The 24,725-nt window shown below is 68.5% G+C and carries 20 protein-coding genes and 1 pseudogene; 5 read left to right on the top strand and 16 right to left on the bottom strand.

Going from position 1 to position 24,725, the window contains the following annotated elements:
• Positions 1 to 2: 2 nt before the first annotated feature.
• The 3 genes from AT700_RS15155 to AT700_RS15145 all read right to left on the bottom strand — a co-directional run bounded on the left by AT700_RS15155 (position 3) and on the right by AT700_RS15145 (position 3,282).
• A complete protein-coding gene (locus tag AT700_RS15155; protein WP_003088559.1) occupies positions 3 to 281 on the bottom strand; it encodes a peptidylprolyl isomerase in 279 nt (92 codons plus the stop codon).
• A gap of 57 nt (positions 282 to 338) precedes the next feature.
• Positions 339 to 2,294 carry an acetoacetate--CoA ligase gene (locus AT700_RS15150; RefSeq protein ID WP_023105375.1) on the bottom strand — a complete coding sequence of 652 codons (1,956 nt, stop codon included), beginning with the start codon at positions 2,292 to 2,294 and terminating at the stop codon, positions 339 to 341.
• A gap of 67 nt (positions 2,295 to 2,361) precedes the next feature.
• Positions 2,362 to 3,282, bottom strand: a complete 921-nt coding sequence (locus AT700_RS15145) for a LysR family transcriptional regulator (protein WP_003088564.1) — start codon at positions 3,280 to 3,282, stop codon at positions 2,362 to 2,364.
• Positions 3,283 to 3,413: 131 nt separating this feature from the next.
• Between AT700_RS15145 and AT700_RS15140 the strand changes: the two genes are divergently transcribed.
• The 4 genes from AT700_RS15140 to AT700_RS15125 all read left to right on the top strand — a co-directional run bounded on the left by AT700_RS15140 (position 3,414) and on the right by AT700_RS15125 (position 7,771).
• Positions 3,414 to 4,112 (top strand): CoA transferase subunit A, encoded by a 699-nt coding sequence (locus tag AT700_RS15140; RefSeq protein ID WP_003088566.1) that lies wholly within the window; start codon positions 3,414 to 3,416, stop codon positions 4,110 to 4,112.
• A gap of 34 nt (positions 4,113 to 4,146) precedes the next feature.
• Positions 4,147 to 4,803 (top strand): CoA transferase subunit B, encoded by a 657-nt coding sequence (locus AT700_RS15135; protein ID WP_003088567.1) that lies wholly within the window; start codon positions 4,147 to 4,149, stop codon positions 4,801 to 4,803.
• Between the two features lie 149 nt (positions 4,804 to 4,952).
• The gene (locus tag AT700_RS15130) at positions 4,953 to 6,134 is read left to right on the top strand and encodes an acetyl-CoA C-acetyltransferase (protein ID WP_003121716.1); all 1,182 of its coding nucleotides are present in this window, start codon (positions 4,953 to 4,955) and stop codon (positions 6,132 to 6,134) included.
• A 212-nt stretch (positions 6,135 to 6,346) separates the two neighbouring features.
• Positions 6,347 to 7,771, top strand: a complete 1,425-nt coding sequence (locus tag AT700_RS15125; protein ID WP_003088572.1) for a short-chain fatty acid transporter — start codon at positions 6,347 to 6,349, stop codon at positions 7,769 to 7,771.
• Between the two features lie 200 nt (positions 7,772 to 7,971).
• On the opposite strand, the gene bdhA is transcribed toward AT700_RS15125, so the two are convergent.
• The 7 genes from bdhA to hmgA form a co-directional block, all read right to left on the bottom strand.
• Entirely contained in the window at positions 7,972 to 8,742 is a 771-nt protein-coding gene (gene bdhA, locus AT700_RS15120) for a 3-hydroxybutyrate dehydrogenase (RefSeq protein ID WP_023116593.1), read from the bottom strand.
• Between the two features lie 33 nt (positions 8,743 to 8,775).
• Positions 8,776 to 10,167 (bottom strand): GntP family permease, encoded by a 1,392-nt coding sequence (locus AT700_RS15115; protein WP_003124730.1) that lies wholly within the window; start codon positions 10,165 to 10,167, stop codon positions 8,776 to 8,778.
• Positions 10,168 to 10,444: 277 nt separating this feature from the next.
• Positions 10,445 to 11,875 (bottom strand): sigma-54-dependent transcriptional regulator HbcR, encoded by a 1,431-nt coding sequence (gene hbcR / locus AT700_RS15110; RefSeq protein WP_003124729.1) that lies wholly within the window; start codon positions 11,873 to 11,875, stop codon positions 10,445 to 10,447.
• A gap of 68 nt (positions 11,876 to 11,943) precedes the next feature.
• Entirely contained in the window at positions 11,944 to 13,296 is a 1,353-nt protein-coding gene (locus AT700_RS15105) for an MFS transporter (protein WP_003088580.1), read from the bottom strand.
• Between the two features lie 84 nt (positions 13,297 to 13,380).
• Positions 13,381 to 14,019, bottom strand: coding sequence for a maleylacetoacetate isomerase (maiA, locus tag AT700_RS15100; RefSeq protein ID WP_047689741.1), 639 nt, complete (start codon positions 14,017 to 14,019; stop codon positions 13,381 to 13,383).
• Positions 14,016 to 15,314 carry a fumarylacetoacetase gene (fahA, locus tag AT700_RS15095; RefSeq protein WP_047689738.1) on the bottom strand — a complete coding sequence of 433 codons (1,299 nt, stop codon included), beginning with the start codon at positions 15,312 to 15,314 and terminating at the stop codon, positions 14,016 to 14,018. Before fahA ends, maiA begins: the two co-directional genes overlap by 4 nt.
• A 4-nt stretch (positions 15,315 to 15,318) precedes the next feature.
• On the bottom strand, positions 15,319 to 16,617 hold the full coding sequence (gene hmgA / locus AT700_RS15090) for a homogentisate 1,2-dioxygenase (protein ID WP_003100397.1): 1,299 nt from the start codon (positions 16,615 to 16,617) through the stop codon (positions 15,319 to 15,321).
• A gap of 160 nt (positions 16,618 to 16,777) precedes the next feature.
• Here hmgA and AT700_RS15085 point away from each other — a divergent pair, with 160 nt between their 5' ends.
• Complete coding sequence (locus tag AT700_RS15085; RefSeq protein WP_003111362.1) at positions 16,778 to 17,581, top strand: IclR family transcriptional regulator; 804 nt, start codon at positions 16,778 to 16,780, stop codon at positions 17,579 to 17,581.
• Between the two features lie 67 nt (positions 17,582 to 17,648).
• On the opposite strand, the gene liuE is transcribed toward AT700_RS15085, so the two are convergent.
• From liuE to liuR, 6 genes and pseudogenes are all read right to left on the bottom strand, one after another.
• On the bottom strand, positions 17,649 to 18,551 hold the full coding sequence (gene liuE, locus AT700_RS15080) for a bifunctional 3-hydroxy-3-isohexenylglutaryl-CoA lyase/hydroxymethylglutaryl-CoA lyase (protein ID WP_003100393.1): 903 nt from the start codon (positions 18,549 to 18,551) through the stop codon (positions 17,649 to 17,651).
• A 20-nt stretch (positions 18,552 to 18,571) separates the two neighbouring features.
• Positions 18,572 to 20,538, bottom strand: a pseudogene (liuD, locus tag AT700_RS15075) (methylcrotonyl-CoA carboxylase subunit alpha).
• Complete coding sequence (locus AT700_RS15070) at positions 20,535 to 21,332, bottom strand: gamma-carboxygeranoyl-CoA hydratase (protein ID WP_003450449.1); 798 nt, start codon at positions 21,330 to 21,332, stop codon at positions 20,535 to 20,537. Before AT700_RS15070 ends, liuD begins: the two are co-directional and overlap by 4 nt.
• Positions 21,333 to 21,345: 13 nt before the next feature.
• Complete coding sequence (liuB, locus tag AT700_RS15065; RefSeq protein WP_003100387.1) at positions 21,346 to 22,953, bottom strand: methylcrotonyl-CoA carboxylase subunit beta; 1,608 nt, start codon at positions 22,951 to 22,953, stop codon at positions 21,346 to 21,348.
• A 122-nt stretch (positions 22,954 to 23,075) separates the two neighbouring features.
• On the bottom strand, positions 23,076 to 24,239 hold the full coding sequence (gene liuA / locus AT700_RS15060; protein WP_046638677.1) for an isovaleryl-CoA dehydrogenase: 1,164 nt from the start codon (positions 24,237 to 24,239) through the stop codon (positions 23,076 to 23,078).
• Positions 24,240 to 24,287: 48 nt separating this feature from the next.
• Positions 24,288 to 24,692, bottom strand: a complete 405-nt coding sequence (gene liuR, locus AT700_RS15055; RefSeq protein WP_003100383.1) for a liu genes transcriptional regulator LiuR — start codon at positions 24,690 to 24,692, stop codon at positions 24,288 to 24,290.
• Positions 24,693 to 24,725 lie beyond the last annotated feature (33 nt).

Genomic DNA, 24,725 nt, shown 5'->3' with positions numbered 1-24,725 from the left:
GTTCAGTCGCGGAAATACACTTCCAGGAGATGGTAGCCGAACTGGCTCTTCAGCGGACCCTGGAGCACGCCAACGGGTTTCCTGAAGATGGCATTGTCGATGGACCTGACCATCTGCCCCGGGCGCACCTCGCCGAGGTCGCCGCCGCGCTTGCCGGACGGGCAGGTCGAATGCTTCTTCGCCAGCGTGGCGAAGTCCTCGCCCTTGGCCAGGCGCTGCTTCAGTTGGGCGGCCTCGGCTTCGGTCTTGACCAGGATGTGGCGGGCCATGGCGACGGGCATGGGATTACCTTTTGCGGTAGCACGGAACGCGCATTCTAGCCCAGGCTCGCCGTGGCTTCAGTCGCGCAGTTCGGCGAGGTCGCGATAAAGCTCCAGCGCCTGCGGGTTGGCCAGGGCGTCGGTGTTCTTCACCGGGCGGCCGTGGATCACGTTGCGCACCGCAAGCTCGACGATCTTGCCGCTCAGGGTGCGCGGGATATCGGCGACCTGGATGATCTTCGCCGGTACGTGGCGCGGCGTGGCGTTGGCGCGGATGGTCTGGCGGATGCGTTCGCGCAGCGGCTCGTTGAGTCGCACGCCGTCGCGCAGGCGGACGAACAGCAGCACACGCACATCGCCCTGCCAGTCCTGGCCGATGGCGATGGACTCGAGGACTTCCTCGACCTTTTCCACCTGGCGGTAGATTTCCGCGGTGCCGATGCGCACGCCGCCGGGATTGAGCACCGCGTCGGAGCGGCCGTGGATGACCAGCCCGCCGTGGACGGTTTCCTCGGCGTAGTCGCCATGGGCCCAGACGCCGGGAAAGCTGGCGAAGTAGGCGTCGTGGAACCTGGTGCCATCCGGGTCGTTCCAGAAGCCCAGCGGGATCGACGGGAAATGCCGGGTGCAGACCAGCTCGCCCTTGCCGCTGGCGAGGCGGCGGCCGTCGTCGTCCCAGATTTCCACGGCCATGCCCAGCGCCTTGCATTGCAGTTCGCCGCGCCACACCGGCAGCACCGGGTTGCCGATGGCGAAGCAGGAAACGATGTCGGTGCCGCCGGAGATCGACGACAGGCAGAGGTCGCTCTTCAGCTCGCGGTAGACGTAGTCGAAGCTTTCGTGGGCCAGCGGCGAACCGGTGGAGAGCAGTGTCCTCAGGCTGTCCAGGCGGTGGCTGTGGCGCGGGCGCACGCCGGCCTTCTCGAGCGCCGCCAGGTACTTGGCGCTGGCGCCGAACACGGCGATGTCCTCGGCGTCGATGAGGTCCAGCAGGCGCTCGGGGCCGGGGTGGAACGGCGAGCCGTCGTAGAGCACCAGGCTGGCGCCCACCGCCAGACCGGAGGCCAGCCAGTTCCACATCATCCAGCCGCAGGTGGTGTAGTAGAACAGCCGGTCGCCGTCGCCCAGGTCGGTGTGCAGGCCGTGCTCCTTGAGATGTTGCAGGAGCACGCCGCCGGTGGCATGGACGATGCACTTGGGGACTCCGGTGGTGCCCGACGAATAGAGGATGTACAGCGGCTGCTCGAAGGGCACCGGGGTGAAGACCGGCTCGCCCTCGGCCTGGTAGAACCCGTCCCACAGCGCGACCTGCGCCTGGCAGCGGTAGTCCTGCGGCTGCGCCTGCGGACGGTCGTAGGGCACCACCAGCAGTTGCTCCAGGCCGGGCAGGCCGGCGAGCACCTCGTTGAGCTTGGCGGTCAGGTCCAGCGACTTGCCGGCGTAGCGGTAGCCGGCGCAGGCGATCAGCACGCGCGGTTCGATCTGGCCGAAGCGGTCGATCACACCCTGGGTACCGAAGTCCGGCGAGCAGCTCGACCAGGTCGCGCCGAGGCTGGCGGTGGCGAGCATGCCGACCACGGTCTGCCAGGTGTTCGGCATCAGCGCGGCGACCCGGTCGCCGGGGCCTATGCCCAGGGCGGCGAGGCGCTTCTGCAGGCCCGCCACGTGACGGGCCAGTTCGGCGTGGCTGAGCACCTCGCGGCGACCGTCTTCGCTCACCGCGATCAGCGCCGGGGCATCATCGCGGCGGCGCAGCAGGTGTTCGGCGAAATTCAGCGTGGCGCCGGGGAACCAGCGCGCCGAGGGCATCTGCGCGCCTTCCTCGAGGACCGCACGCGGCGGTTGCTGGAAGCGCACCTCGAAGAAGTCGACGATGGCCTGCCAGAACGCCTCGCGCCGCTGCACGCTCCAGGCATGCAGCGCCGGGTAGTCGACCAGGCCGAGGGCGTGCCGCTGGTTGACGAAGCGTCGGAAGGCCTCCATGCGACTGGCGGCGATGCGTTCGGCGGAAGGGCTCCAGAGCGGTGCGGGCATGGCGTGTCCGTCCTTGTTGTTGTTCCGGGACATGCAGGAAGCATAACCGGACCCGCCGCTGCCTGCCTCACTCCGTGGACTGGTCCTGCGGCAGCGCCAGCGAGCGCCAGTCGGTGCCATGCAGCAGCACGTCGCTGAGGGCCTGGGCGGCGGTGGACAGCTTGTGCTCGCTCAGCCGCAGCAGGCCGACCCGTCGCTGCACCTGCGGCGCGTAGAGCGGCAGGCAGCGCGCGCCGAGTTCCTGCATCTGCTGGATGCACAGGGTCGGCACGGCGCTGACACCGAGTCCCTGGGCGACCATCCGCCCGACCGTGACCAGTTGGTGGCTCTCGAACGCCACCGGCAAGCGACCGTGCTCGGCGGCCACGCTTTCTTCCAGGAGCAGGCGCACCGCCGAGGGGCGTTGCAGGGTGATGAAGGGCTCGCCGAGCAGTTCGCGCCAACTGATCCGCTCCTGCCCGGACAGCGGCGAGCCGGTCGGCACCACGGCGACGAAGCGGTCGCTGTAGAACGGGGTGAACTCGAGGTTTTCCAGGGACTCCGGCTCGAAGGCGATGCCCAGCTCGACGCGTCGGTTGCGGACCATCTCCAGCACCTGCTCGTTGATCACGTCGTGCACCGCCACGTTGACCCGCGGGTGGCGTTCGCGAAAGGTCTTCAAGACCAGCGGCAGCAGGTTGCCGGCGAAGGAGGGCATGGCGGCGATGGAGACCTTGCCCAGTTGCAGGGTGAAGTGCTGGCGCAGCAATTCCTCGGTATTGTCCCAGTCGGCCAGCAGGCGCAGCGCCAGCGGCAGCAGGGTCTCGCCCTCGGGGGTGAGGCTGACGCTGCGGGTGGTACGTTCCAGCAGCGGACCGCCGAGGCTTTCCTCCAGGCTCTTGATCGCCAGGCTCAGGGCCGGCTGGGAGAGGTGCAGGCGTTCGCCGGCCTGGGCGAAGCTGAGGCTCTGCGCCACGGCGAGGAAGGCGCGCAACTGCTTGACGGTCATTTATTTGTTTTTCTCATCAATGGATTGGAAAAACAAACTTAACAAATCAGTCCGCAGCGGAGAAGCTCTGTGCGACCCGGCAGTCAGACTGCCGCACGCACAATCACAAGAGCCGGAAGAGGCACAGCAGCATGAGCGGACTCGACAAGCGAGTAGGCAGTTACGAAGAGGCCCTCGAAGGCCTGACCGACGGCATGACCGTCCTCGCCGGGGGCTTCGGCCTCTGCGGGATTCCCGAGAACCTGATCGCGGAAATCCGCCGGCGCGGGGTCAGGGACCTCACGGTGGTCTCGAACAACTGCGGCGTCGACGGTTTCGGCCTCGGCGTGCTGCTGGAAGACCGGCAGATCCGCAAGATGATCGCCTCCTACGTCGGCGAGAACGCCCTGTTCGAGCAACAACTGCTCAGTGGCGAGCTGGAAGTCGAACTGACCCCGCAAGGCTCGCTGGCCGAGAAGATCCGCGCCGGCGGCGCCGGCATCCCGGCCTTCTTCACCGCCACCGGCTACGGCACCCCGGTCGCCGAGGGCAAGGAGGCGCGCGAGTTCAATGGCCGCCACTACATCCTCGAACCGGCCATCACCGGCGACTTCGCCATCGTCAAGGGCTGGAAGGCCGATCATTTCGGCAACGTCGTCTATCGCCACACCGCGCAGAACTTCAACCCGCTGGTCGCCACCGCCGGGCGCATCACGGTGGTCGAGGTGGAGGAGATCGTCGAGCCCGGCGAACTGGACCCGACGCAGATCCACACCCCCGGCATCTACGTCGACCGGATCATCCAGGGTCGCTTCGAGAAACGCATCGAGAAACGCACGCTGCGCGCCTGACGGCGGCCGCTACAACGACAAGAGGTTTCCCCAGATGGCACTTACCCGCGAACAGATGGCGCAGCGCGTGGCGCGCGAATTGAAGGACGGCTACTACGTCAACCTCGGCATCGGCATCCCGACCCTGGTGGCCAACTACGTGCCGGAAGGCATCGACGTCATGCTCCAGTCGGAGAACGGCCTGCTCGGCATGGGCGCGTTCCCCAGCGAGGCGGAAGTCGACGCCGACATGATCAACGCCGGCAAGCAGACCGTGACCGCCCGCGTCGGCGCGTCGATCTTCGACTCGGCGCAGTCCTTCGCCATGATCCGTGGCGGCCACGTCGACCTCACCGTGCTCGGTGCCTTCGAGGTGGACGTGCGCGGCAACATCGCCTCCTGGATGATCCCCGGCAAGCTGGTCAAGGGCATGGGCGGCGCCATGGATCTGGTGGCCGGCGCCGAGAACATCATCGTCACCATGACCCACGCCTCCAAGGACGGCGAGTCCAAGCTGCTGCCGTACTGCACCCTGCCGCTGACCGGTTGCGGCTGCATTCGCAAGGTGCTCACCGACCTGGCCTACCTGGAGATCGAGGACGGCGCCTTCATCCTCCGCGAGCGCGCCCCCGGGGTCAGCGTCGAGGAGATCGTGGCGAAGACCGCCGGCAAGCTGATCGTCCCCGAGCACGTGCCGGAAATGAGTTTCTGAATCGCGGCCCGCGCGGCCGGCGCCTCCACGCAAGGCGCCGGCCGCGCGGACCGTTCTTTCCAGAGGGCGTAGGATAGGAGGCTGTCGCACCGTCTACGTCCACCCGCAGCGATTCGGCCCGGCCACGGGCGAATCCAGGAGAACCATCCATGCAAGACGTCGTCATCGTCGCCGCTACCCGTACCGCCGTCGGCAGCTTCCAGGGCTCGCTGGCCGGCATTCCCGCCCCCGAGCTGGGCGCCGCGGTGATCCGCCGCCTGCTCGAACAGACCGGTCTCGATGCCGGCCAGGTCGACGAAGTGATCCTCGGCCAGGTGCTCACCGCCGGGTCCGGGCAGAACCCGGCGCGCCAGGCGGCGATCAAGGCCGGCCTGCCGGTCGGCGTGCCGGCCATGACCCTGAACAAGGTCTGCGGCTCCGGCCTCAAGGCCCTGCACCTGGGCGCCCAGGCGATCCGCTGCGGCGACGCCGAGGTGATCGTCGCCGGCGGCCAGGAGAACATGAGCCTGGCGCCCTACGTCATGCCCGGCGCCCGCACCGGCCTGCGCATGGGCCATGCGAAGCTGGTCGACAGCATGATCGAGGACGGCCTGTGGGACGCCTTCAACGACTACCACATGGGCATCACCGCCGAGAACCTGGCGGAGAAGTACGGCCTGACCCGCGAGGAGCAGGACGCCTTCGCCGCCGCTTCGCAGCAGAAGGCCATCGCCGCCATCGAGGGCGGGCGCTTCCGCGACGAGATCACGCCGATCCAGGTCCCGCAGCGCAAGGGCGAGCCGCTGAGCTTCGATACCGACGAGCAGCCGCGCGCCGGCACCACCGTCGAGGCCCTGGCCAAGCTCAAGCCGGCCTTCAGGAAGGACGGCAGCGTCACCGCCGGCAACGCCTCCAGCCTCAACGACGGCGCCGCCGCGGTATTGCTGATGAGCGCGGCCAAGGCCAAGGCCCTGGGCCTGCCGGTGCTGGCGCGGATCGCCAGCTACGCCAGCGCCGGGGTCGACCCGGCGATCATGGGCATCGGCCCGGTCTCCGCCACCCGTCGCGCGCTCGACAAGGCCGGCTGGAGCCTGGAGCAACTGGACCTGATCGAGGCCAACGAGGCCTTCGCCGCGCAGTCCCTGGCGGTGGGTCGGGAACTGGGCTGGGATGCCGCCAGGGTCAACGTCAACGGCGGCGCCATCGCCCTTGGCCACCCGATCGGCGCGTCCGGCTGCCGGGTGCTGGTGACCCTGCTGCACGAGATGATCCGTCGCGACGCGAAGAAGGGCCTTGCCACCCTGTGCATCGGCGGCGGGCAGGGCGTCGCCCTGACCCTGGCCCGCGACTGATCCATCGACCTGCCGCTCGCGGCGTGATCGCGCCATGTCCTTTCGCGGGGGCATGGCGCGCTCGTGTCCAGGGAACGAGCGGCGGACGGCCTTGACCGTCCGACCGGCCCCGTACCGTTCCGCCCCTCGGGACGGCCGGGTGCCCAGGGAGCCGTAGCACACACAGGCGGCCCCGTAGTCGCCGAATAACAATAAAACCGAGAGAATCCGCGATGACCGCTATCCTTCCCATCCAAGAAAGCCGCTCCGCGCGCTTCGCCATGCGGTGCTCGAACTGGGCCGAGCGCTGGTTTCCCGACTCCTGGGTGTTCGCCGCCCTGGCCATCCTCATCGTCAGCCTGGCCGCGCTGGCCATGGGCGCCGGACCGACCGCCACGGCGAAAGCCTTCGGCGACGGTTTCTGGAGCCTGATCCCGTTCACCATGCAGATGGCCTTCGTGGTCATCGGCGGCTATGTGGTGGCCAGTTCAGGCCCCGCCTCGCGTCTCATCGACCTGCTCGCGCGGGTGCCGAAGAATGGCCGCTCGGCGGTCTGCTGGGTGGCGCTGGTGTCGATGCTCGCCTCGCTGCTCAACTGGGGCCTCAGCCTGGTCTTCGGCGGCCTGCTGGTACGCGCCCTGGCGCGCCGCAGCGACCTGCGCATGGACTATCGCGCCGCCGGCGCCGCGGCCTACCTCGGGCTGGGCGCGGTGTGGGCGCTGGGCCTGTCGTCGTCGGCCGCGCAGTTGCAGGCCAACCCGGCCAGCCTGCCACCGTCGATCCTGGCGATCACCGGGGTGATCCCGTTCACCGAGACCATCTTCCTCTGGCAGTCCGGGGTCATGCTGCTGGCGCTGATCCTGGTCTCGCTGGTGATCGCCTACATGACCGCGCCGAGCGCCGCCAGCGCCCGCGACGCCAAGGATTGCGGGGTCGACGTGAGCTTCACCGCTCCGGCCAGGCTGGCGCCGACCCGGCCCGGCGAGTGGCTGGAGCACAGCCCGTTGCTGATCATCCTGCTGGTACTGCTGGCCGGCGGCTGGCTGGTCCACGAGTTCTCGACCAAGCCGGCGATCCTGGCGATCTCCGGGTTGAACACCTATAACCTGCTGTTCCTGATGCTCGGCGCGTTGCTGCACTGGCGCCCGCGCAGCTTCCTCGACGCGGTGGCGCGCGCGGTGCCGACCACCACCGGGGTGCTGATCCAGTTCCCGCTGTACGGCTCGATCGCGGCGATCATGACCACGGTCAACGGCAGCGACGGCGAGACCCTGGCCCACCATATCTCGACCTTCTTCGTACAGATCGCCTCCCACGACACCTACGCGCTGCTGATGGGCGTGTACTCGGCGGTGCTGGGCTTCTTCATTCCCTCCGGCGGCGGCAAGTGGATCATCGAGGCGCCGTACGTGATGCAGGTGGCCAACGAGCTGCAATACCACCTCGGCTGGGCGGTGCAGATCTACAACGCCGCCGAGGCGCTGCCGAACCTGATCAACCCGTTCTACATGCTGCCGTTACTCGGCGTGCTGGGGCTGAAGGCGCGCGACCTGATCGGCTTCTCGTTCGTCCAGTTGCTGGTGCACATCCCGCTGGTGCTGGTGCTGCTCTGGGCCCTGGGCAGCACCCTGGCGTACATCCCGCCGGTGATGCCGTAGCGCGTCGGCGGACCGACCTGGCCCCGATAACTTCCTCTCCCTGAAGGGCGAAGGTTGGGGAGAGGGTAGCCGCGCCGGGAAACGAGGTAACGGCGGATAACGCCTGTGGCGTTATCCGCCCTACGCAATGGGGCGGGCGAACTCCGGATGGTTCCCTCTCCCTTCAGGGAGAGGGTCTGGGGAGAGGCTGGCCGCCCCGGCTACTGCGCCACCCAGCCGCCATCCATGTTCCAGGCCGCGCCGCGCACCTGGTCGGCGGCTTCGCTGCAAAGGAACAGCGTCAGTCCGCCGAGTTGCTCGGGGGTGACGAAGGCCAGCGAGGGTTGCTTTTCCGCCAGCAGGTCATGTTCCGCCTGTTCGGGCGAGACGCCCTCGGCGATGCGCGCGTCGATCTGCTTCTGCACCAGCGGGGTCAGCACCCAGCCGGGGCAGATGGCGTTGCAGGTCACCGGCGTGCGCGCCGTTTCCAGCGCCACACTCTTGGTCAGGCCGAGCACGCCATGCTTGGCGGCGACGTAGGCGCTCTTCCCGGCCGAGGCGACCAGGCCGTGGGTCGAGGCGATGTTGACGATCCGCCCCCAGCCGCGCGCGAGCATGCCCGGCAGGGCCAGGCGGGTGGTATGGAACACTGAGGACAGGTTGATCGCGATGATCGCGTCCCAGCGTTCCGTGGGGAATTCCTGCACCGGCGCCACGTACTGGATGCCGGCGTTGTTGACGAGGATGTCGACGCCGCCGAAGGTCCGCTCGGCGAAGGCCATCAGTTCGGCGATCTGCTCCGGGCTGGAGAGGTCGGCCGGGTGGTGCTCTGCGCGCACGCCGCGGGCGCGGACCTGCGCCAGTGCCGCGTCGACCTCGCCGAAGCCGTTGAGGAGCAGGTCGGCGCCGGCCTCGGCCAGGCTCAGGGCGATGCCCAGGCCGATGCCGCTGGTGGAACCGGTGACCAGGGCGGTCTTGCCTTTCAGGGTCATGCTGTTTCTCCCGCTGGATGAAAAAAGGGCGGATCAGACCAGGCCGGTGGCGTAGAACAGCCCGATGACGAAGAACACCGCCAGGGTCTTGATCAGGGTAATACCGAAAATGTCCTTGTACGCCTCCCGATGGGTCAGGCCGGTGACCGCCAGGAGGGTGATCACCGCGCCGTTGTGCGGCAGGGTATCCATCCCTCCGCTGGCCATGGCGGCGACCCGGTGGAGGACTTCCAGGGGGATCTGCGCGGCGTTGGCGGCGGCGATGAAGGTATCGGACATCGCCGCCAGGGCGATGCTCATGCCGCCCGACGCGGAACCGGTGATGCCGGCCAGCAGGGTGACGGTGATCGCTTCGTTGACCAGCGGATTGGGAATGCTCTTGAGCGCGTCGGCCAGCACCAGGAAACCCGGCAGCGAGGCGATCACCGCGCCGAAGCCGTATTCCGAGGCGGTGTTCATCGCCGCCAGCAGCGAGCCGGCCACCGCGCTGCGGGTGCCTTCGGCGAGGCGGCTGCGGATCGCCGCGAAACCGCTCGCCAGCACCAGCAGGATGCCCAGCAGCAGGGCCGCCTGCACTGCCCAGATCGCGGTGAGCTTGCCGACCTCGGTCTGCAACGGCGTGGCCATGCCGGCCAGTTGCAGGGTATGGACCTGGCCGTACCATTGCGGGATCCAGTGGGTGAACAGCAGGTTGGCGACCCCGACCAGCACCAGCGGCGAGAGCGCCAGCCAGGGATTCGGCAGGCGCAGGTCATCGGCGGTCTCCGGCTCGTTGCGCAGGTCGCTGCCGTAGCCTTCGCCGTTGCGCCGCGCCTTGTTCGCCTGGCGTCGCAGGTAGAGCATGCCCACGGCGAAGACGAACAGCGCGCCGAGGGTGCCGAGCCAGGGCGCGGCCCAGGCGTGGGTGCCGAAGAAGGTCGAGGGGATGATGTTCTGGATCTGCGGGGTGCCGGGCAGCGCGTCCATGGTGAAGGAAAACGCGCCGAGGGCGATGGTCGCCGGAATCAATCGCTTGGGGATGTCGCTCTGGCGGAACATCTCCGCGGCGAACGGGTAGACCGCGAACACCACCACGAACAGCGAGACGCCGCCGTAGGTGAGCAGCGCGCAGACCAGTACGATCGCCAGCATCGCCTGGCGGGTGCCGAGCAGGCGGATCGCCGCCGCGACGATGGAGCGGGAGAAGCCGGCCAGCTCGATCAGCTTGCCGAACACCGCGCCAAGCAGGAAAACCGGGAAGTAGAGCTTGATGAAACCGACCATCTTCTCCATGAACACCCCGGTGAAGGTCGGCGCGACCGCGCTGGGATCGGTGAGCAGGACGGCGCCGAGGGCGGCGAGGGGGGCGAACAGGATGACGCTGTAGCCGCGGTAGGCGGCCAGCATCAGCAGGCCCAGGGCGGCAAGGGCGATGATCACGCTCATCGGGCATATCTCCACGGCGCTGCGGGGCGCGCTCCGCATGGGGAAGGGCGCTCCGGGCCTGTTTCTTGTTGTCGAACGGTGCGGGCACCGGCGTGACGGCCTGGAACGGGGCAGGGCCGTCGGAAAGGCACATTGCGATAACCGTGCCAGGCCCCAGAATCGCGGTTTTCGCGGGCTGCGGCGAGACGAAGGGGAGCGTGGGGAATAGCGTTGTCTCAAAATGGAGACGTAATCGAGCGAAAGTTCCGTGGCTATGCAGATCTCAGTTCGTCTCTATTTAGAGATGGGTCCCGTTATCGAGACGCATGCCCAGCGCCATGATCTTCTTGTACAGGGTCGAGCGACCCAGGCCCAGGCGTTTCGCCGCTTCCACCACATTGCCGGCACTCTGCGCCAGGGCCCGTCCGATCAGGTCGCGCTCGAAGGCTTCGCGGGCCTGTTGGAAATCCCCGACCGGCCTGTCGTCCGCCGCTCGAGGCAGCTCCGGCAGCGGTTGCAGGGGGCCCAGCGCCGCGCCGAGGGCGGCGGCGTCCAGCAACGGTTGGTCGGCCAGCAGCAGCGCGCGTTCCAGCACGTTGCGCAGTTCGCGGACGTTGCCCGGCCAGGCATGCCGGGCGAGCAGCGCCAGGGCGTCGCCGCCGAGTTCGTGGAGACGGCCGTGGTCGAGGCTGTCGAGGATCGACTCGCAGAGCGCCGGGAGGTCGTCCAGGCGCTGGCGCAACGGCGGGATCTCGATCGGCAGGACGTTCAGTCGGTAGTAGAGGTCAGCGCGGAAACGGCCTTCGCGCATCGCCTGCTGCAGGTCGATGGAAGTGGCGGCGACCAGGCGGATGTCGCTGCGGATCACTTCGTTGGAACCCACCGCTTCGAACTCTTTCTCCTGTAGCACGCGCAACAGCTTGCCTTGCAAGGCCAGCGGCATGTCGCCGATCTCGTCGAGGAACAACGTGCCGCCCTGGGCCACCTGCAACTTGCCTGGCCGGCCCTTGCGCTCGGCACCGGTGAAGGCCCCCGGGGCGGTACCGAAGAATTCGGCCTCCAGCAGGCTTTCCGGGATCGCCGCGGCGTTCACGCTGACGAAGGCCTTGTGCGCCCGCGGCGAAGCGCTGTGGATGGCGTGGGCGAGCAGTTCCTTGCCGGTGCCGGTCTCGCCGAGCAACAGCACCGGCGCTTCGCTGGCCGCGCCACGACGGGCGCGGCGCTTGACTTCCAGGCTGGCCGGACTGGTACCGACGAAGTGGCTGAAGCTGTACTTGGCCTGGCGCGCCTGCAATTGCGAGCGGGTCGAGGCCAGTTCGCGCTGCATGCTCAGGTAGCGGGTCACCAGCGGCGACAGCGAACGCAGTTCGTCGAGCAGGGCGAAGCCGATGGCGCCGATCACTTCGCCGGCGTCGTCGTGGATCGGCAGGCGCATCACCACCAGCGGGTCCTTCGCGCTATCCATCATGTCCAGCAGGATCGGCTTGCCGCTGCCTACCACCTCGCGCAGCAGGCTACCGGGGATCACGCTTTCGCAGGGCCGGCCGATAGCCTGCGCCGGGTCGGCGAGGCCGAAACGCTGGGCGTAGCGCTGGTTGATCCAGACGATGCGGGCCTCGCGGTCGACGATCACCGTGCCTTCGCTGGAGCCTTCGACGATCTCGAACAGCGAACGGATCGCCTGCTGGCGTACGCGTTGGTAATCCTGGAGGCTGTCGGCGTCGTTCATCGGCGGCTCCTGCGGCGGACGGCGAAACGGGCCGCCACTGTAGCCGGGAAGCCGCTCGCGGTGAAGGCTCAGGATTCCTCGACGGCCAGCGCGGCGGCGCTTTCCCGCTGCGCCTGGGCGGCGGGCGAGCGGACCTGGAGGATCAGTAGCGCGGCGAGCCCGGCGGGAATCGCCGCAAGCATGAAGATGTTCTCCACGGATATGTGCATGCCCAGCAGCAGGCTGCCGAACAGTGGGCCGAGGATCGAACCGAAGCGGCCCACGCCCAGCGCCCAGCCGGTGCCGGTGGCGCGTACCTGGGCCGGGTAGAAGTTGCTGGCGAAGGCGTTCAGGGTCAACTGCCCGCCGATGATGCAGAAGCCGGCGGCGAAGACGAACGCCAGCAGCCAGCGCGGCTGGTCGTGGTTGAGGCCGAGGAGCAGGGTGAACAGCGCGGCGCCGGCGAGAATCGCCGCCAGCAGGCGGACCTTGCTGCGCAGGCGGTCGGCGAGCCAGGCCAGGAGCATCGCGCCGAGGGTGCCGGCGAAGAGGAACATCGAGGTCGCCAGGTTCGCCGCATTGCGTGTCAGGCCGCTTTCCTGGAGCAGCGAGGGCAGCCAGCTGACCATGAAGTAGAGCAGGATCAGGCTGACGAAGAAGGTCGCCCAGAGCAGCAGGGTCGGCCGCGCGTAACCGTGGCGGAACAGCTCCAGCACGGTCAGGCTCGCCGCCGGCTCGGCGTCGGCTTGTGCCGGCGGCGGCTGCCAGCCCGGCGCCATGCGCTCGCTGAGCTGGCGTAGGCGGGCATAGGGCGGTGCGTCGCGGAGCAGGCGCGGCAGCGACTCCGGCAGGAACAGGAGGAGGAAGGGGAACAGCAGCAACGGGGTGACGCCGCCGGCGAGGAACACCGCCTGCCAGCCGAAGCCGTCCATGAAGGCGGCGGCGACGAAACCGCCGGCGGCGCCGCCGAAGGAGAAACCGCAGGCCGCCAGGGTGACCATCAGGGTACGCAGGCGCGGTGGCGAATACTCGGCCATCAGCGCCATGGCGCTGGGCATCGCCCCGCCCATTCCGATGCCGCAGACGAAGCGCGCCAGCATCAGGCTTTCCAGGGAACCGGCGAAGACCATCAGGACGGTCAGGCTGGCGTAGATCAGCACGCAGCAGAGCAGCACCCGGCGGATGCCGAAGCGGTCCGCCAGCGGCGTCACCAGCAGCGAACCGACGGTCAGGCCGAACAGGTTGGCGCTGAACACCGGGCCGAACGCGGCCTTGTCCAGGCCCCATTCCTGGGCCAGGGTCGGCACCACGTAGCCGAGCACCTGGGCATCGTAGCCATCGGTGACCAGCAACAGGGCGAGGAGCAGCAGCAACAGCCACTGGTAGCGGGACACGGGGCGCGCGTCGAGCGCCGCGCGAAAGCTGGCGATCTGGTTGTGCATCGCAAGGTACCTGAGGTTCTTATTGGTGATGGGGCGTCCGGCGGACGCCCCCCTTTATCTTCAGGAGCGGGACTCTGCGGTCCCTCAGGCGGCCGGGGTGTCCGGCTGGTTGGCCGGATGGGCCTGGCGGAACGCCGGATGGGCGGCGGCCAGGTCGGCGACCCGGCGGATCCGTGGCCAGGCGTCCAGCGCCACGCCGAAGCGCTCGGCGGCGTAGAGCTGCGGGACCAGGTAGACGTCGGCCAGGCCTGGCCGGTCGCCGAAGCACCAACCCTGGTCGCCGATCAGTTGCTCGACGGCGGCGAGACCCTGGCCGACCCAGTGGCCGATCCACTGCCGGACCTGCTCTTCGTCGTGTCCCCACTGGCGCAGCAGGTTGAGCACGCTGGCGTTGTGCAACGGGTGGATGTCGCAGCCGACCAGCGCCGCGACTCCGCGCTCGCGGGCGCGGCGCAGCGGATCGCTGGAGAGCAGGGCGGGGTGCGGGTAGCGCTCCTCGAGGTACTCGATGATCGCCGGCGACTGGATCAGCAGCTCGCCCTCGTCGACCTGCAGGGCCGGTACGCGGCCCTGCGGGTTGAGCGCCAGGTAGGCGGGTTGGCGGTGTTCGCCGCCGTCGCGGATCAGGTTGACCGGCAGCGACTGGTAGTCCAGCCCCTTCAGCGCCAGGGCGATGCGCACCCGGTAGGAGGAGGTGGAACGGTAGTAGGTATAGAGCTTCATCCGCGCGCCCCCGGAAGGGCCGCGAGCACCTTGCCGCGACATTCGCCGAAACCGATCGAGACATGTCCCTCGCGCTTGCAGCGGGCGCGGAGGATGACCTCGTCGCCGTCCTCGAGGAAGCGCCGGGTCTCGCCGGAGGCCAGTTGCACCGGCTGCTTGCCGCCAGCGGTGATCTCCAGCAGCGAGCCGAACTGGCCGGGCTCGGCGCCGGACAGGGTGCCGGAGCCGAACAGGTCGCCGGGCTGCAACTGGCAGCCATTGACGCTGTGGTGGGCGACCATCTGCGCCACCGTCCAGTACATGCTCAGGCTGTTGCTCAGGGTCAGGCGCTGCGGCGGCAGGCCTTTCTCGCGCAGGCCCTCGGTGAGCAGCAGGACCTCCAGCTCGATGTCGAAGGCGCCGTGGGCCTGGTCGTTGTCGTCGTAGAGATACGGCAGCGGCCGCGGGTCGCCTTCGGGGCGCGCTGGCTGGGCACGGCGGAACGGCTCCAGGGCTTCGGCGGTGACCACCCAGGGCGAGACGCTGGTGATGAAGCTCTTCGACAGGAACGGGCCGAGCGGTTGGTATTCCCAGGCCTGGATGTCGCGCGCCGACCAGTCGTTGAGCAGGCAGAAGCCGGCGATGTGCTCGGCGGCGCGGGAAACCGGGATGGCTTCGCCGAGGGCGTTGCCCTGGCCGATCCAGATGCCCAGCTCCAGTTCGTAGTCCAGGCGCGCGCAGGGGCCGAACACCGGCTCGCTGGCGCCGGCCGGCAGGGTCTGGCCGTTGGGCCGGCGCACTTCGCTGCCGGAGACGCGCACGGTCGAGGCGCGGCCGTGGTAGCCGATGGGCACGTGCTTGTAGTTGGGCAGCAGTGGGTTGTCCGGGCGGAACAGCTTGCCGACGTTCTCGGCATGGCGGATGCCGACGTAGAAGTCGGTGTAGTCGCCGATCCTGGCCGGTAGGTGCATTTGGCACTCGGCGGCCGGATGGAGCAGTTCCGGGCGCTCCGCGGCGCCTTCGCCGAGCAGCTCCAGCAGGCGCTGGCGCAGCACCACGCGGGCCGGCTTGCCGAGGGCGAAGAAGGCGTTCAGCGCGCCGCCGCGGGTGGCTTCGGCGGCTTCGCCGGCGGCACCCTCGAACAGCCCGGCGGCCAGCGCCGCGTCCAGGTCGAGGATCGAGTCGCCGATGGCCACGCCGCAACGCGGGCTCAGGCCGGCACGGCTGAAGATGCCCAGCGGCAGGTTTTGCAGGGGAAAGTCGGCATGCCCATTGGCGGAGGCGACCCAGCTACGAGTGGGGGTTGGCTGGTTCATGGGGTTATCTCCGTTGCGGGTTGAAGGTGGATACGAGCGACGCCCAGCAGGCATCGTAGTCATTCTGCAGGGCCGGCGTCTCGAGGGCGGCACGGCTCGGCCGGAGGACCTGGCTGGTCTCGAACATGAAGGCCATGGTCTGGTCGATCCTGTGCGGCTTGAGGTCGGCGGCGATGGCCTTGTCGCAGCTTTCCGCGTCCGGGCCGTGGGCGCTCATGCAACTGTGCAGCGAGGCGCCGCCGGGCACGAAGCCGCCGGCCTTGGCGTCATAGGCGCCCTGGATCAGGCCCATGAATTCGTTCATCAGGTTGCGGTGGAACCATGGCGGACGGAAGGTGTTCTCGGCCACCATCCAGCGCGGCGGGAAGATCACGAAGTCGATGTTGGCCAGGCCGGGGACGCTGGTGGGGGAGGTCAGCACGGTGAAGATCGACGGGTCCGGGTGGTCGAAGCTGACCGTGCCGATGGTGTTGAAGCGGCGCAGGTCGTACTTGTAGGGCACGTTGTTGCCGTGCCAGGCGACCACGTCCAGCGGCGAGTGGTCAAGCTCGCAGGCCCACAGCTCGCCGAGGTATTTCTGCACCAGTTGCAGCGGCTGGCGGCTGTCCTCGTAGCGCGCCACCGGGGTCAGGAAGTCGCGCGGATTGGCCAGGCCATTGCTGCCGATCGGGCCGAGGTCGGGCAGGCGCAGCGGCGCGCCGTGGTTCTCGGCGATATAGCCGCGTGCCTCGCCGTCGAGCAGCTCGACGCGGAACTTCATCCCGCGCGGGATCACCGCGATCTCCAGCGGTTCGACTTGCAGCGCGCCGAGTTCGGTGCACAGGCGCAGACGGCCCAATTGCGGGACCAGCAGCAGTTCGCCATCGGCGTCGTAGAAGCAACGCTCCATCGAGCGGTTGGCCAGGTACTGGTAGATGCTCACGCCGGCGGGCTTGTCGCCGGGCGCGTTGGCGGCCATGCGCAGCAGGCCGTCGAGGAAGTCGGTGGGCTGCTCGGGCAGTGCCAGCGGGTCCCAGCGCAGGCGGTTGGGAGTCGGCGCATCCAGTTCGGCACCGGCGATCTGTCGTTCCAGGCGGCGGAACGGCGGATGCTTGGCCGACGGCGTGATGCGGTACAGCCAGGTGCGCCGGGCCTCGCTGCGAGCCATGGTGAAGGCGGTGCCGGAGAGCAGTTCGGCGTACAGGCCGTAGGGCGCTTTCTGCGGGGAGTTCTGGCCGACCGGCAGGGCGCCGGGGAGCGCTTCGCTGCTGAATTCGTTGCCGAAGCCCGATTGATAGGCGAGGGCAGTGGAGTCGAGGTTCATCTGAGGCCTCCGGGGAGTGGGGGCAGCTTGCCGCCGATCCGCCGGGGACCTGGCACGCTGGCTGCGTTATTTTTATCGTAATTCAATTACGCATAACGTAATTTGAGTGGAAGGCAGCGTCAAGCTATAACGTCGGCCCCGCCCGCAGGAACCCGCGTCCATGGAAAAGAACAGCAGTCCCGCCGAAACCTCCGGCAAGCAGAAGGTCCGCTCCGCCGAAGTCGGTACCGATATCCTCAAGGCCCTCGCCGAACTCTCCCCGGCGACCTCGCTGTCGCGCCTGGCGGAGCATGTGGGGATGCCGGCGAGCAAGGTCCATCGCTACCTGCAGGCATTGATCGCCAGCGGCTTCGCGGTCCAGGACGCCTCCACCAATCATTACTCGCTGGGGCGCGAGGCCCTGCGCGTGGGCCTGGCGGCGCTGGACAGCATGGACGTGCTGAAGAGCGCCGCCGCGCCGCTGGCCGAGCTGCGCGACGTGCTCAACGAGACCTGCTTCCTCGCCGTCTGGGGCAACCGTGGCGCCACCGTGGTACAGGTGGAACAGGCGGTGCGCGCGGTGACGGTGGTCACCCAGGTCGGCTCGGTGCTGCCGCTGCTCGGTTCGTCCACCGGCCTGGTGTTCGCCGCGTTCCTGCCGGAACGCGAGGTGGCCGAGCTGCGCGAGGAAGAGTTGGCCGGGCGCGCCGACCATCCGCTGGCCGACCCGGCGGCCTACGCGGTGCTCCTGGAGGGCATCCGCGCGCGCGGCCTGCATGCGATCCATGGGCTGCTGATGCCTGGGGTGGAGGCGCTCTCGGCACCGGTGTTCGACGCCCGCGGGCGGGTGGCGGCGGTGCTCACGGTGGTCGGCCCGGCGAGCATCTTCCAGGCCGAGGAGCAGGGGCCGGCGGCGGAACGGCTGCTTGCGACGACTCGGGCTATCAGTTGGCGGATGGGGTATGACGGCACCCAGGGTGGATGATGCAGTCTCCGAGCCTGAGGGTGATGTCAGGTAGGGCGGATAACCGCCCGCGGTTATCCGCCGCTTCTCAGGCCTTGGCCAGCAACGCCTTCGCCGCTCGCGATCCGTTGCTCTTGCCGAGCACCGCGCAGATGCGCTGGCCGGCGTCGACCAGGGCGTGCATGTCGACCCCGGTATGGATCTCCAGGCCGTTCAGCAGGTAGAGGACGTCTTCGCTGGCGACGTTGCCGGTGGCGCCCTTGGCGTAGGGACAACCGCCGAGGCCGGCCACCGAGCTGTCGAATACCGCGACGCCTTCCAGCAGGCTGGCGTAGATGTTCGCCAGGGCCTGCCCGTAGGTGTCGTGGAAGTGCCCGGCGAGGCGCTCGCGGGGAACCTCGCTGGCCACCGCCTCGATCAGCCGGCGGGTGGCACCGGCGGTGCCGACGCCGATGGTGTCGCCCAGGGACACTTCGTAGCAGCCCATCTGCTGGAGTTCGCGGGCGACCCAGGCGACCTGGCGCGGATCGACATCGCCGTCGTAGGGACAGCCGAGCACGCAGGAAATGTAGCCGCGCACCCGCACCTGGTGCTGGCGCGCCGCCTCCAGCACCGGTACGAAGCGCTCCAGGCTGTCCTTGATCGAGCAGTTGATGTTGCGCTGGGAGAAGGCTTCCGACGCGGCGGCGAACACCGCCACTTCCTTCACTCCCGACTCCAGCGCCGCCTCGAAGCCTTTCAGGTTCGGCGCCAGCGCCGCGTAGGTCACGCCGGGACGCTGGCGGATGCCGGCGAATACCTCGGCCGAGCCGGCCATCTGCGGCACCCACTTGGGCGAGACGAAGCTGCCCACTTCGATGTAGTCCAGGCCGGCGGCGCTCAGGTCATCGACCAGGCGGATCTTGTCGGCCACCTCGATCGGCTGTTTCTCGTTCTGCAGTCCGTCGCGCGGACCGACCTCCACCAGGCGGACCTTCTTCGGCAGGTTCATGCTGTTCCTCGTCTTGGCTGTCAGGCCTGGTTCTCGTCCAGCTCCACCAGCGGCGTGCCTTCCTCGACCAGTTCGCCCTCGCTGCAATACAGCGCCTTCACTACCCCGGCGTGGGGCGCGCGGATGCTGTGCTCCATCTTCATCGCCTCCAGCACCACCAGGGTGGCGCCGGCTTCGACCGTCTGGCCGGGCTCGACCAGGACCCGCACGATACTGCCGTTCATCGGCGCGCTCAAACCGCCCTGGTGGGCATGGGCGGCCTCGGCCTCGGCGATCGGGTCGACGGCTTCGATGGCCAGCAGTTCGCCCTCCCATTCGAGGAACAACTGGCGTCCGCGGCGCAACGCCGCCGAGCGACGGGTGACACCGTCCACCCGGCTGACCAGGTCGTCGCCGTCCAGGCGATACTGGCTGGGGCTGGCGTGGCGCAGGCGGACGCAGCGGCGTTCGTCGCGGCAGCGCAGCATCAGGTCGGCCTCCCGCGCCAGGGCGCTGCGCCAGCCGTCGTTGCGGCTCCACGGCGAATGCGGGTCGTCGTCGCGACGGTGGCCCGGTTCGCTCTGCAGCCAGGCTTCGGCGGCGGCTTGCCAGAAATGCTCCGGCAGCGCTTGCGGCGCCGGCAGCAGGTCGTCTTGGTGGCGCGCGATGAACCCGGTGTCCAGTTCGGCGGCGGCGAACGCCGGATGGCCGAGGATGCGGCGGAGGAACGCCAGGTTGGTGCGCAGGCCGCCGACCGAGGTTTCCGCCAGCATCGCCAGCAGGCGCTGGCGGGCTTCCTCGCGGGTTTCGCCCCAGGCGATCAGCTTGGCCAGCATCGGGTCGTAGAACGGCGAGACCTCGTCGCCTTCGCGTACCCCGCTGTCGACCCGCCGGCCGGGGCCGGCGGGCGCTTCGCGGTACAGCGCCAGGCGGCCGCTGGCGGGGAGGAAGCCGCCCTCGGGGTCTTCCGCGTAGAGCCGCACTTCGATGGCGTGGCCGTTCAGCGGCACCTGTTCCTGTGTCAGCGGCAGCGCCTCGCCGCGAGCGACGCGGATCTGCCAGGCGACCAGGTCGAGGCCGGTGATGGCCTCGGTGACCGGGTGTTCCACCTGCAGGCGGGTGTTCATTTCCATGAAGAAGAACTGGCCGCGTTCGTCGAGGAGGAATTCGACGGTACCGGCGCCGAGGTAGCCGATCGCCTGCGCCGCGCGTACCGCGGCCTCGCCCATGGCCCGGCGCAGTTCCACACCGAGACCGGGGGCGGGGCTTCCTCGACGACCTTCTGGTGGCGGCGCTGGATCGAACAGTCGCGTTCGTTGAGGTACAGGCAGTGGCCATGGCGGTCGGCGAATACCTGGATCTCCACGTGGCGCGGCTTCAGCAGGTATTTCTCCACCAGCATCCGCGCGTCGCCGAAGGCGGCCTTGGCCTCGCGCTGGGCGGAGGAAAGGGCCTCGGCCAGCTCGGCCTCGCGCTCCACCACCTTCATGCCCTTGCCGCCGCCGCCAGCGGCGGCCTTGAGCAGCACCGGGTAGCCGATGCGCCCGGCTTCCCGGCGGAAAGTCTCGAGGTCCTGGGCTTCGCCGTGATAGCCGGGCACCAGCGGCACGCCGGCTTCTTCCATCAGCGCCTTGGCGGCCGACTTGCTGCCCATGGCGTCGATGGCCGCCGCCGGCGGTCCGAGGAAGAGCAGGCCGGCTTCCTCGCAGGCGCGGGCGAAGTCGGCGTTCTCCGAGAGGAAGCCGTAGCCGGGGTGGATCGCCTGGGCGCCGCTGGCGAGGGCGGCGGCGATGATCCTGTCGCCGCGCAGGTAGCTGTCGACGGGCTTGGCGCCGCCCAGGTCGACGGCGATGTCGGCTTCGGCGACGTGGCGGGCGTGGCGGTCGATGTCGCTGTGCACGGCGACGCTGCCGATGCCGAGGGCGCGCGCGCTGCGCATCACCCGGCAGGCGATCTCGCCGCGGTTGGCGACCAGGAGGCGCTGGATGCTGCGGTAGTCCGGGTTCATGCGTCGTTTCTCCAGGCGGGCGTGCGTTTCTCCAGGAAGGCGCGCAGGCCTTCCTGGCCTTCCGGGCTGATGCGGATGCGGGCGATGGCCGCCTCGGTGTAGCGGCGCAGCGCCGGGCTCAGCTCGGCGGCCTCGACCTCATGGTAGAGCGCCTTGCAGGCGACCAGGGCGCGCGGGCTGTTTTGCAGCAGGTTGGCGATCCAGGCCTCGGCCTGGCTTTCCAGTTCGGCGGCGGGACAGCTTTCGCTGAGCAGGCCCAGTTCGCTGGCGCGGCGTCCGTCGAAGCGCTCGGCGGTCAGCGAATAGCGCCGCGCGGCGCGCTGGCCGATGGCCTTGACCACGAACGGGGCGATGGTCGCCGGGATCAGGCCGATGCGTACCTCGGACAGGCAGAAGGTCGCGTCGTCGCTGCCGATGGCCATATCGCAGCAACTGACCAGGCCGACCCCGCCGCCGAACACCGCGCCCTGGACCACCGCCAGGGTCGGCTTGGGCAGGTTGTAGAGATGGGTCATGAGTTCGGCGATGCGCTGGGCGTCGGCCAGGTTGCCCTGGTAGTCGAGGTCCACCGACTGCTGCATCCAGGCCAGGTCGGCACCGCCGCAGAAGTGCCGGCCACGGCCGCGCAGCACCAGCAGGCGGACCTGCGGGTCGCTGCCGACGCGATCGATGGCCTGCAACAGTTCGCCGATCACGACGGCATTGAAGGCGTTGTTCTTTTCCGCCCGGTCCAGCCACAGGGTGGCTACGCCGCGCGGGTCGATCTCAAGCTGGATGGTCTGGAATTCGCTCATGCTGGTCTGCTCGTCACATGCGGAACACGCCGAAGGCGGTCGGCTCGATGGGGGCGTTGAGGGCGGCGGAAAGCGCCAGGGCGAGCACCTCGCGGGTCTGCGCCGGATCGATCACGCCGTCGTCCCACAGTCGCGCGCTGGAGTAGTAGGGATGGCCCTGGTGCTCGTACTGCTCGAGGATCGGTGCCTTGATCTTCGCCTCCTCTTCGACGCCGAGCTGCTGGCCGGCGCGCTCGGCCTGCTCGCGCTTGACCTGGGCGAGCACCCCGGCGGCCTGTTCGCCGCCCATCACGCCGATCCTCGCGTTCGGCCACATCCACAGGAAGCGCGGGTCGTAGGCGCGTCCGCACATGCCGTAGTTGCCGGCGCCGAAGCTGCCGCCGATCAGCACGGTGAACTTCGGCACCCGCGCGCAGGCCACCGCGGTCACCAGCTTGGCGCCGTGCTTGGCGATGCCGCCAGCCTCGTACTTCTGGCCGACCATGAAACCGGTGATGTTCTGCAGGAACAGCAGCGGGATGCCACGCTGGCAGGCCAACTCGATGAAGTGCGCGCCTTTCTGCGCGGCCTCGGCGAAGAGGATCCCGTTGTTGGCCAGGATGGCGATCGGATAGCCGTGCAGGTGGGCGAAGCCGCAGACCAGGGTGGTGCCGAACAGCGCCTTGAATTCGTCGAACTCGGAGCCGTCCACCAGCCGTGCGATCACTTCGCGCACGTCGTAGGGCTGCTTGCTGTCGGCGGGAATCACCCCGTACAGCTCCTCGGCGGGGTACAGCGGCGCGCGCGGTGCACGGCATTGCAGCTGGCCCTGCTTGCGCCAGTTGAGGTTGGCGACGCAGCGGCGGGCGATGGCCAGGGCATGGTCATCGTCCTCGGCATAGTGGTCGGCGACCCCTGAGACCTTGCAGTGCACGTCGGCGCCGCCAAGTTCCTCGGCGCTGACCACCTCGCCGGTAGCGGCCTTCACCAGCGGCGGCCCGGCGAGGAAGATGGTGGCCTGTTCGCGCACCATCACGGTTTCGTCGGACATCGCCGGCACGTAGGCCCCGCCGGCGGTGCAGGAGCCCATGACCACGGCGATCTGCGGGATGCCGCGGGCACTCATGTTGGCCTGGTTGAAGAAGATCCGGCCGAAGTGCTCGCGGTCGGGGAACACCTCGTCCTGGCGCGGCAGGTTGGCGCCGCCAGAGTCCACCAGGTAGATGCATGGCAGGCGGTTCTCCAGGGCGATGGCCTGGGCCCGCAGGTGCTTCTTCACGGTCAGCGGATAGTAGGTGCCGCCCTTCACCGTGGCATCGTTGCCGACGATCATGCATTCCACCCCTTCGACCCGGCCGATCCCGGCGACGATGCCGGCGGCGGCGACCTCTTCGCCGTAGACTTCGTGGGCGGCGAGGGCGGAAAGCTCGAGGAACGGCGAGCCGGGGTCGAGCAGGCGGTTGATGCGTTCGCGCACCAGCAGCTTGCCGCGCGCGCTGTGCCGGGCCTGGGCGGCGCTACCTCCGCCTTCGTGGATGCGGCCGAGGAGGGTGCGCAGGGCGTTGACCTGTTCCAGCATGGTCGCGGCGTTGGCCGCGAACTCGGCGGAGCGTGGATTGATCTGGGTGTGCAGGATGGCCATGGCGGTGGCTCCGTGTCGAGGTGGGCGGAAGCGGTTGGCGCCCGCTCCCGACCTGGCGATGCGCCTGTCGATGCAATGGAATGCCCTCTCCCTGGCGGCAAAGGGCCGGGAAGAGCGAGGCTTCAGCGGGTTTCGTTGAACAGCTCGCGGCCGATCAGCATGCGGCGGATCTCGCTGGTGCCGGCGCCGATCTCGTAGAGCTTGGCGTCGCGCAACAGGCGGCCGGTGGGAAACTCGTTGATGTAGCCGTTGCCGCCGAGGATCTGGATCGCGTCCAGGGCCATCTGGGTGGCGCGCTCGGCGCTGTAGAGGATCACCCCGGCGGCGTCCTTGCGGGTCGTCTCGCCGCGGTCGCAGGCGGCGGCCACGGCGTACAGGTAGGCGCGGCTGGCGTTGAGGGCGGTGTACATGTCGGCCACCTTGCCCTGGACCAGCTGGAATTCGCCGATGCTCTGGCCGAACTGGCGGCGGTCATGGATGTACGGCACCACCACGTCCATGCACGCCTGCATGATTCCCACCGGGCCGCCGGAAAGCACCACGCGCTCGTAGTCGAGGCCGCTCATCAGTACCTTGACCCCGCCGTTGACCGCGCCGAGGACGTTCTCCTCGGGTACCTCGACGTCCTGGAAGATCAGTTCGCAGGTGTTCGAGCCGCGCATGCCCAGCTTGTCCAGCTTCGGCCCGCGACTGAAGCCTTTCCAGTCGCGCTCGACGATGAACGCGGTGATCCCGTGCGCGCCCTTGTCCGCGTCGGTCTTGGCGTAGATCACATAGGTATGGGCATCGGGACCGTTGGTGATCCACATCTTGCTGCCGTTGAGAACGAAGCGGTCGCCGACCCGGTCCGCGCGCAGCTTCATCGAGACCACGTCGGAGCCGGCGTTGGGTTCGCTCATCGCCAGCGCACCGATGTTTTCGCCGGATACCAGGGCCGGCAGGTAGCGGGCCTTCTGTTCGGCGTTGCCGTTGCGCTTGATCTGGTTGACGCAGAGGTTGGAATGCGCGCCATAGGAGAGCGCCACCGAAGCCGAGGCCCGGCTGATCTCTTCCATGACCACGGCGTGGGCCAGGTAGCCCAGCGCCGAACCGCCGTACTCCTCGTCGACGGTGATGCCGAGCAGGCCCATCTCGCCGAACTTGCGCCACATGTCCATGGGGAACTGATTGTCCTGGTCGATCTGCGCGGCGCGCGGCTGCAGTTCGGCGGCGACGAAGCCGCGCACCTGGTCGCGGAGCATGTCGATGGTTTCGCCGAGGGCGAAGTTGAGGCTGGGATAGGTCATGCTTTCACCTGTAATTGTGCTTGTCCGGTTTAAAGCTTTGAATGAGGTTTATGTTTCAACTGTATGTTTGTTATAGCTTTTGATAAGCGCCGCTCGACAGCGCTCCTCGGCAGTATCCAGTTCCAGCTGCATCTGTTCGATGTCCAGCAACTGTTGTTCCAGCTGGGCGCGGCGCTCGGCGATCTTCTCCAGCATGGTGTTCAACTGCTTCTGGTTGCCGCTGCTCGGGTCCGGGTCGTAGAGCTCGATCAGTTCGCGGCATTCGGCGAGGGAAAAACCGATGCGCTTGCCGCGCAGGATCAGCTTCAGGCTGACCTTGTCGCGCGGCGAATAGATGCGTTCCTGGCCGCGTCGCTCGGGGGAGAGCAGGCCTTGCTCCTCGTAGAAGCGGATGGCGCGGGTGGTGATGTCCAGTTCGCGGGCGAGATCGGAGATGGTGTAGGTGATGGACATGCGCTGGCACCTGCTTGTTTACCTTTACGTTAA

The sequence above is a fragment of the Pseudomonas aeruginosa genome (assembly GCF_001457615.1).
GTDB lineage: Bacteria > Pseudomonadota > Gammaproteobacteria > Pseudomonadales > Pseudomonadaceae > Pseudomonas > Pseudomonas aeruginosa.
Note: the sequence above shows the minus strand (reverse complement) of the source record. Positions and strands in the feature narration are given on the sequence as shown.